This is a genomic window from Rhodopirellula sp. MGV (genome assembly GCF_002251265.1).
GTDB classification, from domain to species: Bacteria; Planctomycetota; Planctomycetia; order Pirellulales; family Pirellulaceae; genus Stieleria; species Stieleria baltica_A.
The window spans coordinates 51040-68822 of the sequence record NZ_NPDI01000001.1; the positions used below are offsets into that span (position 1 = coordinate 51040).

The 17783-nt window shown below is 56.6% G+C and carries 3 protein-coding genes; 2 read left to right on the plus strand and 1 reads right to left on the minus strand.

Features of this window, described 5'->3' with window-relative positions; translation table 11 throughout:
- The first annotated feature begins 57 nt into the window (after positions 1–57).
- Positions 58–2280 (plus strand): threonine--tRNA ligase, encoded by a 2223-nt coding sequence (gene thrS, locus CGZ80_RS00170; RefSeq protein ID WP_094410876.1) that lies wholly within the window; start codon positions 58–60, stop codon positions 2278–2280.
- A gap of 93 nt (positions 2281–2373) precedes the next feature.
- On the opposite strand, the gene CGZ80_RS00175 is transcribed toward thrS, so the two are convergent.
- Positions 2374–3894, minus strand: coding sequence for a hypothetical protein (locus tag CGZ80_RS00175; RefSeq protein WP_094410877.1), 1521 nt, complete (start codon positions 3892–3894; stop codon positions 2374–2376).
- Between the two features lie 1024 nt (positions 3895–4918).
- Here CGZ80_RS00175 and CGZ80_RS00185 point away from each other — a divergent pair.
- Positions 4919–15703, plus strand: coding sequence for a S8 family serine peptidase (locus CGZ80_RS00185; RefSeq protein WP_143543664.1), 10785 nt, complete (start codon positions 4919–4921; stop codon positions 15701–15703).
- Positions 15704–17783 lie beyond the last annotated feature (2080 nt).

Below are 17783 nucleotides of genomic sequence, written 5' to 3' on the forward strand. Positions count from 1 at the left end.
GACCTCTTTCGTTTGGAGGGGCCGTCACACTTCCCACAATTGGAAACCGAGCTGATCATGAGCCAATCGACATCTGGCCCTGTATCTTCTGGCGCTAGCGACGCCGCTCCCCTGCCCTCCGTTGTCGTGCGTTTGCCCGACGGGGCGACCCAGACTCATCCTGGGCACACCACTTCGATGGACATCGCAACCGGCATTAGCGAAGGTCTCGCTCGATCCGTCGTCGCGGCTGAAGTCAACGGAAAAGTGATCGATGCCGATCGTCCGCTTGGCGAAGTCGCCCCCGAATTGTCCAAGTCGGCCGACGGCGAGTTGGATCTGCGATTGCTGACCAGCCGTGATAGTGAATCGTTGGATGTCTTGCGACACTCCGCGGCACACGTGATGGCACGCGCCGTAATGCGATTGTATGACGGCGTGTCGTTGGCATTCGGGCCGACCACGGAAGGCGGGTTTTACTACGACTTCGATGTGAACGTACCGATCAGCGAGGAAGATTTTCCCAAGATCGAAGCCGAGATGAAAAAGATCATCAAGGACAAGGAGCCGTTCGAACGGTTCTTGCTCGATCGTGACGAAGCTCGAAAGTTGTGCGATGACTTGGATCAAGATCTGAAGGTCGAGCACATCGACACCGGCTTGGCGGAGCACGCTACCGTCAGTTTTTACCGGCAAGGCGAGTTCGTTGACTTGTGCCGCGGCCCGCACATCCCAGACGCGGGAAAAATCAAAGCGATCAAGTTGATGAGCGTTGCCGGTTCGCACTGGAAAGGCGATGTCAAGAATCGTCCGCTACAGCGTCTGTATGGAACTGCCTTCTTTGACAAGAAAGAATTGAAGCAGTACCTGCATCAACTCGAAGAAGCGAAGCGTCGTGATCACCGCGTGCTCGGTCGCCAGCATGGTTTGTTTGCGATCAACCCCGATGAAGTCGGCCAAGGGTTGTGCCTGTGGTTGCCAAAGGGCGCTCGCGTTCGTGTGACTTTGGAAGATTTCCTGCGGAAGGAGCTTTTACAACGCGGTTACGATCCCGTGTACAGTCCGCACATCGGGCGAGTCGAGCTCTACGAAACCAGCGGACACTTTCCGTATTACCGCGACAGCCAATTTGCGCCACTGTTTGGCACCGAAGTTGGCGGGTTGTTGGATGCGTGGAGCAACCGGCTTGAAGACGGATCGCTGGACAGTGATGGTGAAGACAAGCTGATGGCGGCTATCGAAGCCCTCGGCGTAGAGCTTCCCAATTACAAGTTGTCGATGAGCGTGGAAGACAAACGCCGCGTCCTGCACGATTGGCAGTTGGCAAACGAACGCTATCTGCTCAAGCCGATGAACTGCCCGCACCACTGCCATATCTTTAAGGCACAAGCGCGGTCCTATCGTCAGTTGCCGCTGCGATTGTTCGAATTCGGAACCGTTTACCGACACGAGCAAACCGGCGAGCTAAACGGGATGTTGCGTGTTCGCGGTTTGACCCAAGACGACGCGCACATCTTCTGCACCTCCGACCAGGTCGAGGAAGAGTTCCGCGCGACGATCGAGTTGACCAAGTTCGTGTTGCAGTCGGTCGGACTGGATGACTACCGCGTCCAACTTTCGCTTCGCGATCCGGACAGCAGCAAGTACGTCGGCAGCGAAGACCAGTGGGATGCTGCCGAAGGTGCTTTGCGTGGCGTGTTGGAACAGAGCGGAATGAATTTCAACGAAGAGCCTGGTGAAGCAGCGTTCTATGGTCCCAAGGCGGACTTCATGGTTCGTGATTGCATCGGCCGATCCTGGCAACTCGGTACCGTTCAGTTGGACTACAACCTGCCCGAACGTTTCAAGCTGGAATACAACGGCAAGGACAATCAAGCGCATCGGCCGGTGATGATTCACCGTGCACCGTTCGGATCGCTTGAGCGTTTCACTGGCATGTTGATTGAGCACTTCGCCGGCGCTTTCCCGATGTGGTTGTCGCCAGAGCAAGTTCGCGTTTTGCCGCTCAGTGACAAGTCGCTCGAGTATGCGGTTGCTGTCGCCAAGCAGTTGGACGAAGCCGGCTTGAAGGTCACTGTGGACTCATCAGGTGGGAAGGTCCAAGCGAAGATTCGCAATGCCCAACTGGACCTCGTCAACTACATGGCCGTCGTGGGGCCAAAGGAAGCAGAGACGGGGCAAATCGCACTTCGCGACCGAATCGATGGTGACCTAGGTTCGATGCCAATCGCGCAAGCGGTCGCACGTTTGACCGAAGAGGTGAAAAACCGCACGGTACGCCAGGCGGTCAAAGTCGAGTAACGCGGGCATACCGATTTTGTAAAACAGAAAACGGCAGCGATTTCGATCGCTGCCGTTTTATTTTGCTAGTTCAGGCGGTGATTCGTTGCCGGATCACTCGGCCGATTCGTTCAACTGGCTTTCGGAGTTTGGTCGGATCGCTTCGAAGTAGGTTCGAACGGTTTCGCGGACTCCCATTGGCAATGGTTCGCTATCAAGGACAGCTTCGGCTTCGCGGCGGAATTGGTCGTACTTGCCTTTGAAAGCTCGCGCGGCTGCCTGTTCGCCTTCAGGAGCCTGCATGATCTCGGTTTCGCTCGGGCCTTCGCCTTGAGCACCGGTAAGCATTTCTTCGTGTCGCTGGCTATCGAGTTTGGTGGGGGTGTCACCGGTTGGTTGCCCACTCGACGCCTTGCCGGCATTCAAGCTTGGCGAGTTTGATTTCTTGGCAATGTTGCTTTGGCAACTTCCGCGGCACTCGCCTTTGCATTGGGACAGGCGGTTAAGTTGGCAGCTCAGGCACTCACTGAGGCTTTTGCACTGGCCGGCCTTTTTGCATTCGCTGGCCAATTTTGACAAGCATTTTTTGCACTCCGACATGTTCTTGTTGTCCAAGCCTTCGGCGAGCTCTTTGATCGAATCGCTGAGCTGGCCGATTTGGCCGGGGTTCAGCTTTGCGACCATTTTCTTGAGGTTGTCGGCGACGGCGCGACGTTGTTTGTCACCGATTTGGGAAGGATCGGCGGCCTTTAGCTCGTTGCTCGCTTTTTCGAGTTCTTCCGCTTTCATCGCCTTGGCGGCAGATTGAAGTTCGTCAGAGGGTTGGATGGCGGACGCAAGAGCGTTGAGCATTTCGCTGGTCATTTCGACTTTCAGTGCTTCGCGCGCCTCGGCGAGTGCATGTTCCATTTCTGAAAGCGTTGCCATCAGGTCGTTTTCGTCGTAAGTCTGCTCGTCCATGCTGTCGACTTTCTCTTTCAGTTCTTCGAGCAGCTTTTCAATTTCAGGATCATCCGTTTCCTTGGCGAGCTTTTCTAACTCGGGCAGCATCGTTTGGCGGAGCTCGTTCGATTGTTGAGTCGCAAGTGGGAGCACTGATTCAGCTTCCGCAACTTTTGCAGTGCTATTGGTGATCAGCAACACGCAAACGGTTGCAGCGGCAAGGCCGAGCGCCCAGCGAATCGAGGGATTCCAGCAGCGAAGGCTGACGCAGGACTTCGCATCGACACGCTCGAGGTGTTGCTGGGCTTCTTCGAGTTGCAGTTGTTTTGCGGCACCGGCAACCTTCGTTGAACGGGCGAAGTCCAAACTGGTGATTGAGCGGTCTTTCAGATCGAAGTGTTCATCGATCAGTCTCGCAGCAGCGGCATCGGATCGGCTTCGAAGTGAACCAATCGCAAGTCCGATGATTCCTCCGCCGGTGACCAACAGCAAAGGGGTGTCCCAGATGGGGGCAGCGCTTAGGGCGTCCGCAAAGAATGGCCTCGCGATCGCGGCCAGCAGGGCGACGATGGTGCCAACAAGCAGGCCGAGCGATGTGCCCTCGATGATCGAGGCGATCCAGAGGCGACGACGAACCTGCCCGGTCAAACGAAAGACCGTTGCGGAATGCGAATCAGAGGCCCTGCTATTCATGGATTCCTCGAATCTTGCCCGTGGGCGTTCGTGTTCAAGCGCGGTGGCGCTCATGGAAAGTCTTTAGCGGAACGTTAAATCGTGTCTTGATGATACCCGTTGCCCGGCCAGCTCGCTTGCGTCTGGCAATGCAACTGGTGCTGGCGATGCAATCTGGCTCAACAGATTAAACCCAGCTCTCGAGCAGGAGTCTCGTTTTCGCGAGGTTTTCGAGCTCAGTGGCACCTCGAAGGCCCGCTTTCGAGCAAAGGGGGGCGTTGCGGAGCCCTGACGTCTATCCGATATTCAAGACCGGTTGTCTATTTTAGGAGGGGGGAGGCCTGAGGGTCAAGCGTTTCCCCAGCTTGAGGAGGGCATCTGCGGGTTTTCTGATTAGTCAATTTGGGCGTGTTCTACGCCGTTCGACGTACAACCGCGAGACTTTCCGGAACCGCACCGACCCCCTCTGAAACTTCGAAAATCTGGGGGTTAACAGACACAGTCGGGCTTTGAATTCCTTAACGGTGATGCATGTTCACAGTTGAGTGTTCGCCCTCATTGAGGTGAGGGGGAGCGGTCGTCGCGATCACGCGGGATACCGCTTGATCTGGTTGGAGCGATTTGACGGCGCGAATCTGCGGAACTTTGACGGGCAACAGACGTCCAAAGTCGACGCTGAACTTCGTAGTCGCAGGAATCAGTCGACGTCGACCCCCGTTGGTGTGGTGCCACGGTGCCGTCAAAAGACTGATTGGCAGGCTCCAGTTTGGCGGCACAACCGTCACGATCCGAACAGGTCGGTGTCGGCAATTGGCTGGGAAAGCCCGCAAAAATTTGCGGGTTATTTCGGCCGAACTATACTCGGCTCTCGCTTTCCGGCCCTCGCCCTGGGCCGGGAACCGACTTGTCAAGTTTGCCTTATTTAAAGGCGGAATTCCCCTGCGAAGCCCGCCGCATTCAAACGATTGTCCACCCCTACCGGCCAACCTGTCACTTGACGCATTGATGTGTCGAAGACGGCCCGGCCCCCATGAAGGTCTGCTCTATGACTTCGCGTCAGCGAAAGAACTCGTCGTCCAATCGCCCTTCCCAGGACAACTGCGAGTTGCAACACGGTCTGCCAACAGGTTCATCTCGCGGTTCGGAGAAAGCACGGTCACGTCGTGGAACCAAAGCGCGGGACACTCGACGCCGACACCTCTTGGAAACTCTTGAGCAACGGCAACTGCTGGCGGGCCCCCAGTTGATTGGGATCCAGCCCAACGAAGGCGAATTGATCGTCGATGGGACCGTCCGTGATACCTCGCCAAGGTCACTGACGTTCCGCTTTGACGAAGATCAGCAGATTGATCCGAATACCTTGGACGCGATCCAGATCCGACGCGCCGGTCCGGACGATCAGTTCGACACGGCGGACGATGTGGTGATCGAACCGGGTTCGGTTTCTTTGGGTGCGCTGACGGACAACGAAGTGGTGGTTCGTTTTGCCGATGCGTTGCCTGATGATCGCTATCGGATTGACGTGTTCGGTTTTGATGCGCCGAACCGTTCTGACGGACCAATTGTCGGCTTGCGCAACATTCAGGGCGAATTGTTGACCTCGCGCGACGGCCAAGATGATTCCGAACACATCACTTTCGAATTGCGGTTGGGTGCCCGCGTCGAAGCTGTTGTCCCACAGCCGGTCGTCCGTTTGAGCGATCGTTCGTTGGAACAACGTCGGAACGAGATCCTGGTGTATTTCAACGACGACGAACTGTTCGTTGAAAATGACCCGAGCACTGGCTTGCCAACCGAACGCTCGGCGGAGAATCCGCGTTTCTACCAATTGTTGCTGACACAAACCACCGTTCGCACCACAGACGATGTCCTGTATCAACCTGACCGAGTCGTCTATGACGCGGCCAACAATGTCGCGCGTCTGATTTTTGCGGACGATTTGAATTCGCTGCCGGGCGTCCCGCTGAGCGGCGGCACTTTCCGACTACGCGTCGGCACTGCAGTCGACCGTATCGAAGACCTCGTCGTCACACCGACCGAGCTGAACGTCGTTCCGCGTGTGTCCAGCAACTTGGGCGTCAACTCGAATCTAGAAGTAAGCTTCACGTCAAAAATCTTCGGCGAAGCTGGCGGATCACGCATGATCCGCTTTGTCGATTCCGGATCAGGCGGCCCATCGGTCGTTTTGGATACGGATTCGGGCGACATCGTTTATGACTTTGGCGGCTCACCGGTAACCGTGTCTCAGCTTCGTGATGAGGTATTGAGCACTCCCGAAGTCGACGCTGTTGTCTCGGTCTCGTTTGGCTTGAACGGAACCTCGGGAACCGGCGGCACGTTGGCGTTGCCGAATTCATTGGTCGGCAAAACGCTGACAATGACGGCGGCCGGTGACACCTTGACGACCGCATTGGATATCGGTGTTTTCGGCCAACAAGGCAATCAGTTGCTGTCCAGCATCACGATTTCCGAATCCATCGATCCTCAGCCGTACAACGTTCAGCTCGCCGGTGCGCTGACCGATCCCGGGCGTGCCGATTCGGCCGTCGCCGGCGCGATCAACGATCAGTTCGGTCCAGACGTGACCAATGGTGTAACGGAGATCGAATACAACTTCCAAGCCGTCTTTGCCGGCGGAACTGGAACCGGATTCCCGGCCCAAATCAACAACCTGACCACGATCCAAAAGAAACGCGTTCGCGAAGCATTGTCGCTGTGGGCCAACTATTTGGGGGTTCAGTTCAAAGAAACTCCTGACCGCGGTCTGACGATCGCACTTGGGGCGCTTGACCAACTGACCGCCACAGCGAACTCGACGATTCGAAACGTTCCGGTGTTGGATGCGGACATTCGTGTGGACCCAACATTTGAGAATCCTGCGATTGTCTTTAGCAACCAAGTCTCCTTCGACTTGAACTACGGCGAAGACTTTTTCCGCAAAGCGATGGCTTCGATCGGCCTGATTTTGGGACTCGATCAATCCAACGATGTCACGCCACAAACCTTGATGGCGCTCGACCCCGAATTCCTGAACGGGACGATCAATCCGGACAGTTACACCGCACCGATCGACCCCTTTAGCGATAGCCAAACGGCGATTCAGCAAAAGGTCAATCCGCAAATCGATGCGAACACCATCGTCCAGCCACTGCCGAATTCGCTTGAAGGTGACGAACCGGTCTTCCCAGGTCGATTGGACGTCATGCACGGCCAATTGCTGCATCGCGCTGACAGCATCGACGTCGACCTTTATCGATTCGAAGTCGCTTTGGACGCGGCGCGAGAATACGGAACTCTGACGGTCGAATCGTTCGCCGAGCGGCTTGCCGATTCTAGCTTGCTCGATACCTCGTTGACACTGTTCCAAGACGTTTCGGCGACTGCGACAACCAACTTCGGGTTGGGGCCGGACATGCTGGTTCGCTTCGATTCGCAATTGCCCGGCGAGCTTGGCAACCGTTCGCGAATCGAGTTCATTCAAACCGACCGTGTCATCGGCGATGTGAATATCCGAGTCGATCGCGTTGCCGCCAGCAATGGTGAATTGGTGGACAATGCGATTCGCGTTGACTTGCCACGTCGCGGCCCAAGCGTGACCTCGCTGACCGTTGGACAGATCGTCGACGCGATCAACAACGATCCGTTCGCGAGTTCCCTGTTTGACGTTGCGATTGTCAAAGGCAACAGCAACACGCAAGTTCTCGATGTCGCGTCGAGTGCCTACTCTCCCGTTCGACTGGCCGGTGGCGGAACCGTTGAACTGTCACGCAACGACGATTACTTCAGCAACGATTCGCTGATGACGGCCCGTTTGGAAAACGGTGTCTACTACATCGGCGTTGCTGCCAGTGGCAACGACAGTTATGACCCTGCCCTCAGTGGCAGCGGATATGGCGGCAAGACTCAGGGCAAGTATGAGTTGTTGGTCAAGTTCGAGCCTCAGGTCAGTCAAACCGACATCATTCGTGACCGAGATTCGGACCGCGAAGGCGTTCCTGGCACCGCGCTCGATGGTGACCTGGATGGAACGCCGACTGGCGTCAACAATTTCTGGTTCCAAACTCGTCCTCTGGACAGAGTCTTGGAAATCGTTTCCGACGGAACCGGGATCAATCCAGGGCAGACCGTGACCGTTACGGGGGCCGATGGAACGAGCCGACGTTTCGAATTCGTTTTGATCGGAACCGATCCCCAACCAGGCAACATTCCGGTCCGCTACAGCAACCTGAGCACGATCGCGAACATCGCAACGACTTTGGCGACGGCGATCAATGGCAACACAGGTGTCCTTGGCGTTACCGCGACGGTTCAAATCGATGAGACCGACCAACTCGCACCTGCCCAGTTGGTGCTCGAAGGTGAGCGATCGCTAAAGTTCAGTGCGAATTTCCAAGGCATCCATGCACTAGGACGCACGATCTTCGTCGACAAGCTGGCGAGTGTTGTCTCTGACGGAAGTTTGGACGAGCCATTCCGCGACATTTCCGGTGCGGGCGGAACGGGCGCGTTCGACGCCGCATTGCCTGGTGACATCGTTCGTATCGTTGGCAACGGCGGTCAAGACAATGACGTGAGCACCAAAGCAGATAACTTCTCGTATCAAATCGGTCTTTCCGAAATCGGCGGAAACACGCTCGAAGACGGGCGGCACATGAACGTGCCCAAGGGCGTGACGACGATGATCGACGCCGGCGCGTTGTTCAAGTTGCGTTCGGCGACAATCGGTGTCGGCAGCAACAACTTGCTGACCGATCGCAGCGGCGGTGCGCTGCAAGTGCTCGGTACCCCGCGGATGTTGCAAGTCGGCGAACCCGGTGCGCCCGGATCGAACGATACCGGTCTGACCGACCTCGGCGTGAACGGGGATGTTGTCTTTACCAGTACCCGTGATCGTGTGGTTGACGCCGCGGCGGCCGGGAACAGTCCTCTGCCTGACGACGGAAACTGGGGCGGGATTATCTTCCGCAGCGACTTGGACCGAAACGAAGGTCGCAAGAACATCGAAGACGAGGGGATCTTCCTGCAAGTCATTAACCACGCCGACATTCGCTACGGCGGTGGTAGCAACATTCTGATCAATTCGATCCAGCAAACGGTCAACCCAATCCAGATCGTTGACTTGCGTCCGACGATTACGTTCAACCGTTTGACACGCAATGCCAGTGCGGCGATGAGTGCGTCACCCGACGCGTTCTTGGAAACTCGCTTCCAGTCGCCTCGCTATCAGCAGGCCGGCGCGTTTGTTGCTGACTATGGTCGTATCGGTCCCGATATTCGCCAAAACTTGGTAGTCGACAACAGCATCAACGGTCTGTTTATTCGAACGATCGCTGAAAACGGCCAAACGGCACGACCGGTGACCGTTGCGGCACACATCGATGACGTCGATATCGTTCACTTCATCGCCGAGAACGTCGTCTTGGCGGGACAGCCTGGTGGCCCAATCGAAGACGGCTATCGTCCGACCGTCGCCGCAGTCACGTTGAACACCGCCGGGGGCGGACAGTTGGCCGCCGGCACGTATGACTATCGTGTCACTTTCGTCGATCGCTCGGGATTCGAATCCTTGGCGAGTGATGCCACCTCATCGGTCACAGTGAGCGCCGGTGCGCGTACCGTGCAGATTCTGAACCTGCCATTGATCGGTGACGGATCAGACTATCTGACACGCCGACTCTATCGATTGGATCCGGGCTCAGGTGAATATCGCTTGGTCGGTGAACTTAACCGTAGCGAATCCAACTTTGTCGATGACGGATCGGTAGCCGGTGGTGCGGTCTTGGATCTAACTCGCGAAGGCGTTCGCGGTCGTTTGAACGCTTCGCTGGTAATCGATCCGAACACTGTGGTGAAAGTCCGCGGTGCACGTATCGAACTCGGTCAGGGCACGAACCTGTTCGCCGAAGGTGTGCAGGGACAACGAGTCGTCTTTACCAGTGCACTTGACGATCGTTTTGGCGCCGGCGGTTCGTTTGATACCAATGAAGATGCCGGTACACCTGGTGGCGGCACCGCACCAGAACGCGGTGATTGGGCAGGTATCTATGCCGCTCCGACCGCAAACGTCAGCATGGATTATGGCATCGTCGCCTACGGCGGTGGTGTTAGCTTGATCGAAGGCGGCCAGACTCGTGGCTTCGCCGCGTTGGAACTGCAGCAAGCAACCGCACGCGTCACGAACTCGCGATTCGAATACAACGACCATGGCCAAGACGGTTCCGGGCCGGTCGGCCGCAACGGACGATTGGCGGTCACTCCGGCAACGATCTTTGGTCGCTTTACACAGCCGATCATTGCCGACAACCAGTTCATCGATAACTACGGCTCGATCATCGATTTGGACCTGGCATCGATGACCGACGAAATGATCAGCGATCCGGGACGCCAGATCGGCGACGTCGACAAAATCGTCGGATATGACGACAACGTCGGTCCGTTGCTGCGAGGCAATACGACTGATAGCGAGCCGAGCAGCGCGTTCGGACGTCGTCAATTAAACGGACTACGAATTCGCGCCGGCGAGTTGGCAGGGGCGAGCACTTGGGACGACACCGACATCGCACACGTGCTGTTCGAATCGGTGATCGTGGGCAACACCGTTTCGAGTGGTGGCCTGACTTTGAAGAGCCGTCCTGACGAAAGCTTGGTCGTGAAAATGACCGGCGAAGGCACTCCAAACAGTCCGACGGCCGGCACTGGAATTACCGCGACCGGATCGACGGGGGATATCTCCGATCGGATCGGCGGTACGGTGCACATCCTGGGTCTGCCTGGCGTCCCAGTTGTCTTGACTAGTTTGAAAGACGACTCCGTCGGTGCAGGCCGTAAAACTGACGGCACCGCACAACAGGACACCAATGGTGACGGCGTCGGAAGCCGCCCCGCCGGAAACGATTGGCGAAGCTTGTTCTTCGATGGACTAAGCAATGACCGAAACTTGGGCGTCGTGCTGGAGCAGGAACTGTCGACCGCAGCCCCTCCCGGACGCAACGCATCGGTTGCTAACGCCCAGGTCCTTGGTGAATTGGCACCTCGTTTGACCGCCAGTGATGACGTGGCCCGCTTGGGTTACGAAGTCCGCGGCTATATCAGTGCGGCTGGCGATATCGACACTTACACGTTCAGCGCCGTTTCCGGAACGCAAGTTTGGATCGATGTCGACAAGACTTCGCTCGGTTTGGACAGCGTGATCGAAGTCCTTGATGACGCTGGCAACGTTCTCGTTCGCTCGGACGATAGCTTCAGCGAACTCGATAACGTTGGCGACATCGATGTCCTGTCGCCTAACCTTGCCGCGCAATCGTTGGGAGATGCCGAAGATCCCGGGACCAAACGTTGGGTCAACGGCGAATACTACGATGTCGGTTCGACCAACTTGCGGGACTCGGGATTGCGTCTGACGTTGCCAGGCGGCGTCGGCATCCAGAACGACTATTTTGTTCGTATCCGCGCGGCATCGACCGACCCGGACGACATCGCCGGCGGCACGACCACCGGTGCGTACAACTTCCAGGTGCGTCTGCGGGAGGAACAAGAATTCCCAGGCAGCGTCGTCCGGTACGCCGACATCCGTTATTCCAACCACGGTGTTCACGTCCAAGGCTTGCCAGGAAGCTCGCCGTTGGTCGGTGAAGCTCAGGAGAACGAATCGGCAGACGTGATTTCGGCGGCGGGACAAGAGATTGTCGATCAATTGCCTTACCTGCCCACCGGTGGCTTGGGCATCGAAGGCGAGCCAAACTACCCGACCAATCTGTACGCCGACAACGGCGAATTGACCGGCGGTTACTTCGGTGGTTTCGATGCCTTCGACCCGACCGTCTTGAATTCGCGTCCCCAGAACCTGGGTGACTTGGTCGATTCGAAAACCGGTACGATCAGTGTCGGCGGTCAGTTGTCCAGCATCAATGATGTCGACTTCTATCAAATCGACATCGACCGCGATGGAATGATGGGTGCCTCGCGTCGTTCGACGGTCTTCGATGTTGACTTCGCAGCCGGTTTTGACCGTCCAGATACCAATATCAGCGTTTTCTACTCGCCGACCGGGAACCCCAACCAAGCCCGTTTGGTCTTGTTCGGGGAAAACAGCAATGTTCTCGACGACCAATCGAGTCCCTTGTCGACCGAGTTGATCGGCGAATTGCTGGAGCGAGGATCGATCAGCACACAGGACCCATTGATCGGTCCGGTCTCGTTGCCGGCGGGAAGCTATTTCATCGCAATTACTGAAAGCAGCCGAGTCCCAACCGAGTTGAACAATAACGGTGTTCGCCGGGCGCCAATCGATTCGACCGTGCGGATCTTCGATGACCGCATCGAAGTCAACGGAGGTGGGACTGCCGAATCACCGCTGTACGACGGGTTTGTTGAGACCGTCAGTGCCGGTTGGTCGATTACGACAAACCGAGATGTCGATTTGGGACACAGCCCCGTTTCGACGTTCTCGTCTACCGATACGGTCGCACCGACAGCTCAAGTCAGCACTTTCAACAGCAACCTGAGCTTGAGCCTCGCCAGCGCTTCGCTTCGTGGCGGAGTCAATGTTCCTGGCTCGGGTGATGAAAATGGGTTGCCGAATTACATGCCCGAACCGGGCGTTGATTTTGCCGCAGACAAGCTGCTGCTGGCATTCAAAGACGGCGTTGCGACCCAAACGCAAAACAGCGTCTTGGCAGCACACGGCCTGACAATCAAACGCTCGTTCCAAACCTTCAACGGCATGGTAGTCACGACCCAAGAGGGCGCTGACATCGTGGCTCTAGTTGAAAGTCTTAACGACGAAGACGCGATCCTGTATGCGGAACCTGATTATATCCGCGAACTCGCCGTGACTCCGAACGACCCGTTGTTCAACACACAGTGGCACTACAACAACACCGGTCAAACCCAAGGCACGCCAGACGCTGACATCGACTTGCCCGAAGCTTGGGATACGTTTACCGGATCGGATGAAGTTGTCGTCGCTGTGATCGACTCGGGGATCCAACTCGATCACCCGGATATCATTGACAACCTCTGGGTCAACCCGGGAGAAATCCCAGGGGACGGGATCGACAACGATAACAACGGCTATGTCGACGACATCAACGGCATCGACTCGTTCAACGGTGATGTGGATCCAACCGACTTGACGGTCGGACACGGGATGCACGTGGCCGGAACGGTTGCGGCGACTGGTAACAACAACATTGGCGTTACCGGTGTGTCTTGGAACTCGAAAATCATGCCGTTGAAAGTCGGCGATGATACCGGTTTGAGCACTGCTGCGATCGTGGAAGCGATCGACTACGCAACCATGATGCGAAGAGATCATGGGATCAACGTCAAGGTGAGCAACAACAGCTACGGCGGTTTCTTCCCCAGCTTCGCGGAGCAGTTCGCGGTCCAAGCTCATACCAACGCAGGCATCCTGTTTGTCGCAGCGGCTGGTAACGATGGCTTGAACATCGACCAGTTGCCGACGTATCCGGCGACCTATCCGGTACCTGGAATCGTTTCTGTTGGGGCGACCGATGATGACGATCAACTTGCCAACTTCAGTAACTTTGGCGTTGGCAACGTCGATTTGGCCGCACCTGGTGTGAACATCAACAGCCTTGGGCTTGGCAGCACGTATGTGCTAAACAGCGGTACTTCGATGGCGTCGCCACACGTCGCCGGGGTGGCGGCATTGATGGCGGGCTACGCCCCTAGTGCGACCGTTGCCGATCTGAAGAACGCGTTGATGCTGGGAGCCGATCCGCTCACCAACTTGCAAGGCTCGTCGATCACCGGTGCCCGTCTGAACGCGGCCGGTGCTCTGGCCGCCCTGCCGTCAGGTTTCGTCGGCAACGAGTCCTACCACTTCGACCGAAGCGAAGAGGTCGGAACGTTAAGTGCAACGCCGTTCGACTTGACCGGCTACTCGGCTGACGATTTACCACGTTTCTACTTCGATTACTTCATCGGCAAGGCGGGATCGGACACGATCAGCGTCCAGGCTCACAGTAACGAACAATCCACGCCGGTATCGCTTGGAATCGATCTAAACGATCCGACCTTGGGCGGTGCTTGGCGTCAAGCGATTCTTGACTTGGGGCAATTTGCCGGTGATACGGGAATCGTGATTGAGTTCACGTACCAAACCGACACCAGCGTGACGGCAGAAGGTCTGTACCTGGACAACTTCATCGTCGGCTTCGCCGAACGCGGCGAATTGGTCGACGGGGCCGCGTTCGGGCAGGGCGGTTTCACCGCAGCAACCGGCGGCTTGGTGGGCGAGTATCAACTGGAAGTTCGCCCCGGTACCGAATACACCGAAGTTCTCGATGGCGGTTACTTCATCGACCGTGCTTTGGAAGACGCACCGCGGACTGTCGTTACCGAATACCTGCAGCTGAAATCCGGCCGCAGCATCATGCCGTACGACACGTTCGAGATTGAGATCTTGAACACCGTTACGGGAATGAACGAAACCGTTGTCTTCCAGTTCCAGCCGAGCAATTCGGCTCTACAAGATCCGTCAAAAGAAGACGCTAATGCGGTAGCGGTGAATTTCGACCGATTGGATACCGAAGCGGATATCGCCAATCGATTGACTCTCGCGATCGCAACGCTGACCGATTACGCGATCTTCGATTCCGGTCGCACTGACATCCGATTGACCGACTCGTTTGATACCAACGATCGACATTCGCAGTCGGTGACCATCATCGCCCCGTCTTCCGATCAGATCAGTGACGGCAGCACTTTCCGGCTCGGAGATGGCCGGATGTCAAAGACATTCGAGTTCACGACCGACTCGGCAGTGACGTTCGGCAACATCCCGGTGCCCTTTAGCCCTGGTGATTCAGAGCTGGAAATCGCACGTAGCATCATCCAGGTGATCAATTCGGATGTTGTTCAGGGAACGATGTATTTGCGTGCTTCGACCGTGTCTGGCAATTGGGATTTCAATAACCCAACTTCGCCTGACATGTTGCCAACTGATGCCCGAATCGCATTGCATGGCAACGCCGTTGGTAACTTCCAATCGGTCGAACGCGTGGCGGACGCGACCACCGGTGACCTTCCCGTTTCCGCAAGTGGCGACCTGATCCTTTCGGCGATCTATCACAACGGTATCGGCGATCCAAACACCGTGCGTACGCAAGGTCAAGTGATCATCGAGAACAACAAGATCAGCGAAGTTCGCGCGATCGGCATCTGGAGCGATCCGGGATTGCGTGGTACTGACCCAGAAGACGAACGCAATGAGCAAACGGATTCTGCGGGAACGAACTACATTCAAATGCCTCCGGTTGGCAATTCGCCGCTGGGTGGTGTGATTAACTTCCCAGAATTGAATGACAGTGTGACCGGCGGATTGGCGCCCGGAGTTGTTGCCCAGAACAACATCATCGACCGCGCCGGTTACGCAGGAATCAAAGCGGACGGTGACACTCGTCCGTTCGTGCTGGAATGGAACGACTTGTTGGGAATTTACGCGAGCGGCACCACTGTGGTGACGTCGCTGGTGACATCATGGTTCCTGACGGATTCACGTTTGCTCTCGATGCGGGCGGTACTCGCGTCGTGTTTGAATTTGAGGAACTCGGCGGCGTGCCAACCAACTTGGGCGGCAGCGGCGTTGTCGGTGGCGACGGTTGGGTCGATGGACACGTACCGGTTTACTATCGCTTGGGTGCCGGGGCCACGACCTACAACCCGAATGCTCCTGCACCGGTCCGGAGTGTTGGATCGACTTATCATGAGATCATGTTGTCGATCTACGAATCGATTCAGGGCAGCATCCTGGTCACGAACGGATTGGTCGAACTGGTCCACGCGACGCTGGGGCCATCATTGACGTACACCGCGTTGCCACAGCAACAAACGATCGATGGCGAACTGGTTGCACCTCGTCCTTGGGCAATCGACCCGAACTATCTCGATTACGCTACCCCAGCGGTCTACCTGGAAGGCGTGACTGGGATGTACGCGACACAGGCGTTCCAAAAACAAGTCGGATCGGGGCGTTCGTCGCAATTGAACTTGAACCGTCTCGGGTACTTCACGCCCGAGACCAGTATCGAGACAGATTTTGATCCCAACACAGGTATCGCGACCAATTCTCCGGCACCAATGATGCCGATCGCCGAGTCTCCGCAGCCGCTGGCCAAATTGGTCAACAACACGATTCGTGGCAGCGACGGAACCGAAGGAGCAATCTTGGCTGACGGTTCATTGTCGCGGGCAATCGAATCGCCAACGGACGAGTCAAACGACACGATCTTCGACGCCGTCGATACGAAACTAGAAGTCAGCCACCGAGGTGCTTACACGGCGACCGGTACGATCGGCGACAACCAAAACTTCTTGACCGCCGATCAGGACGTCGACTTCTTCAAAGTTGAACTTGATGTCGGTGACCGATTGATCGTGGACATTGATACGGATGAGGACACTGATCCGTCGACGATGATCCGCGTCTTTGATTCTTCGGGCATCGAAGTTTTCGTCGGTGATGTCGGTCAATTGCCCGACTACCTGAACCCCGGATATTCGACTTACGCCGCGACGCCCGCTGTGGATACCGCAAACGGCCGCGACCAATTTGTCGACTACACCGCGTTGAAGAAGGACACGTACTATGTCGGTATCAGCAGCGTCGGTAATGATTCGTACGAAGCGAAGAGTCTGACCGAACGTAAAGAAGGAACCGGTGGCATTGGCGATTACGACATCAACATCGAAGTCTTGGCACCTCGTTCGTTCGTCTTTTCGCTGGACAGTCACCCGTTGGATCCATTCGGTGCAGAGCAACTGAGTGGGAACCTCAACGGTACCTATACGTCAGGTGGGCCTGCCGGTGCGGGAACGTTGATCGGTACCACGTTCACGATCTCTCAGATTCCGGATTACTTGGTTCCGACCCGTCCCGGCGACGCCTATGCCGGTGTCAACGCAGATGGAAACCGGGTCACGTTCGAATTTACCGCCGGACAGAATGTGGTCGTGCTTGGGAACGGCAATATCAATGTGCCGATCCTGGATGGCCTATTGGATGGCAACGGATACCGAGTGCCTGACATCATGCGGGCGATTTCCAACGCGATCAACGGTTTCTTGAACAACGCGGCGTTGCCAAACCACGGTGTCGGCAATGGCCCGAATGGCCAAGACGGACCGATTGGTCGAGTTGTCGCTCACGCCCTTGGCGGTAGTGATGGCGACAACATCGGCATCCAGAATATGACTCGCGAGAACAACGCGTATCTTGATCCGACCATGTTGCCATACGGCATCTACGGTTCGATCGACTTCCCAATCGGATATGGTCACGATCGTCGCGAAAGTGGTGGTACGGCAAACGTGATTCCGAACGGAACGTTGACCGATTCCCGTGGAACGACCGAGTTGTACGTCTTGATCGAGAATGCCGCACGCATCGAGATCAGCCCCGAAGCACGAGCTGCCGGACTGAAGCTCGGCCCAGACAACACCGGTTTGGAAGCCGATCGCTTGGGCAACACCTCGTTCGCGACCGAGTCGGATCAGCTACTTGCCGAACAAGGGATCTTTGTTGGCAGCGGTGCCAGCGCGTCGATCTTGAACAACGTGGTCGTGAACGCTCATCAGAGTCTGGTGAAAGACGAGTCGAGTGTGTTTGGCTTCGGCGGACGGATCGACGAAAAGAACCCCGATTTGGCGGTGAAGAAAGGCAGCGTCGTCGCGACGGGTAATACGTTCCAGTACGACGATTATCGCAATACCCAGATTCGCTCGGACATCTCTTGGTGGGTCGGTTTCGGCGGTTTCGTCAACAATAACTTCGCTCTTGATACCGGGCTTTCGACTGACCTGCGAACCGGCCCAAGCAATGTGGCAGGCGGCAACTCGGACTTTAACTTTGTCGTCCGACAGCCCGGAACGCCTGGCCAGTCGCC

Coding starts and splice junctions, on each gene's coding strand:
- thrS (WP_094410876.1), top strand. CDS start 58: ATGAGCCAATCGACATCTGGCCCTGTATCTTCTGGCGCTAGCGACGCC.
- CGZ80_RS00175 (WP_094410877.1), bottom strand. CDS start 3,894: ATGAATAGCAGGGCCTCTGATTCGCATTCCGCAACGGTCTTTCGTTTG.
- CGZ80_RS00185 (WP_143543664.1), top strand. CDS start 4,919: ATGACTTCGCGTCAGCGAAAGAACTCGTCGTCCAATCGCCCTTCCCAG.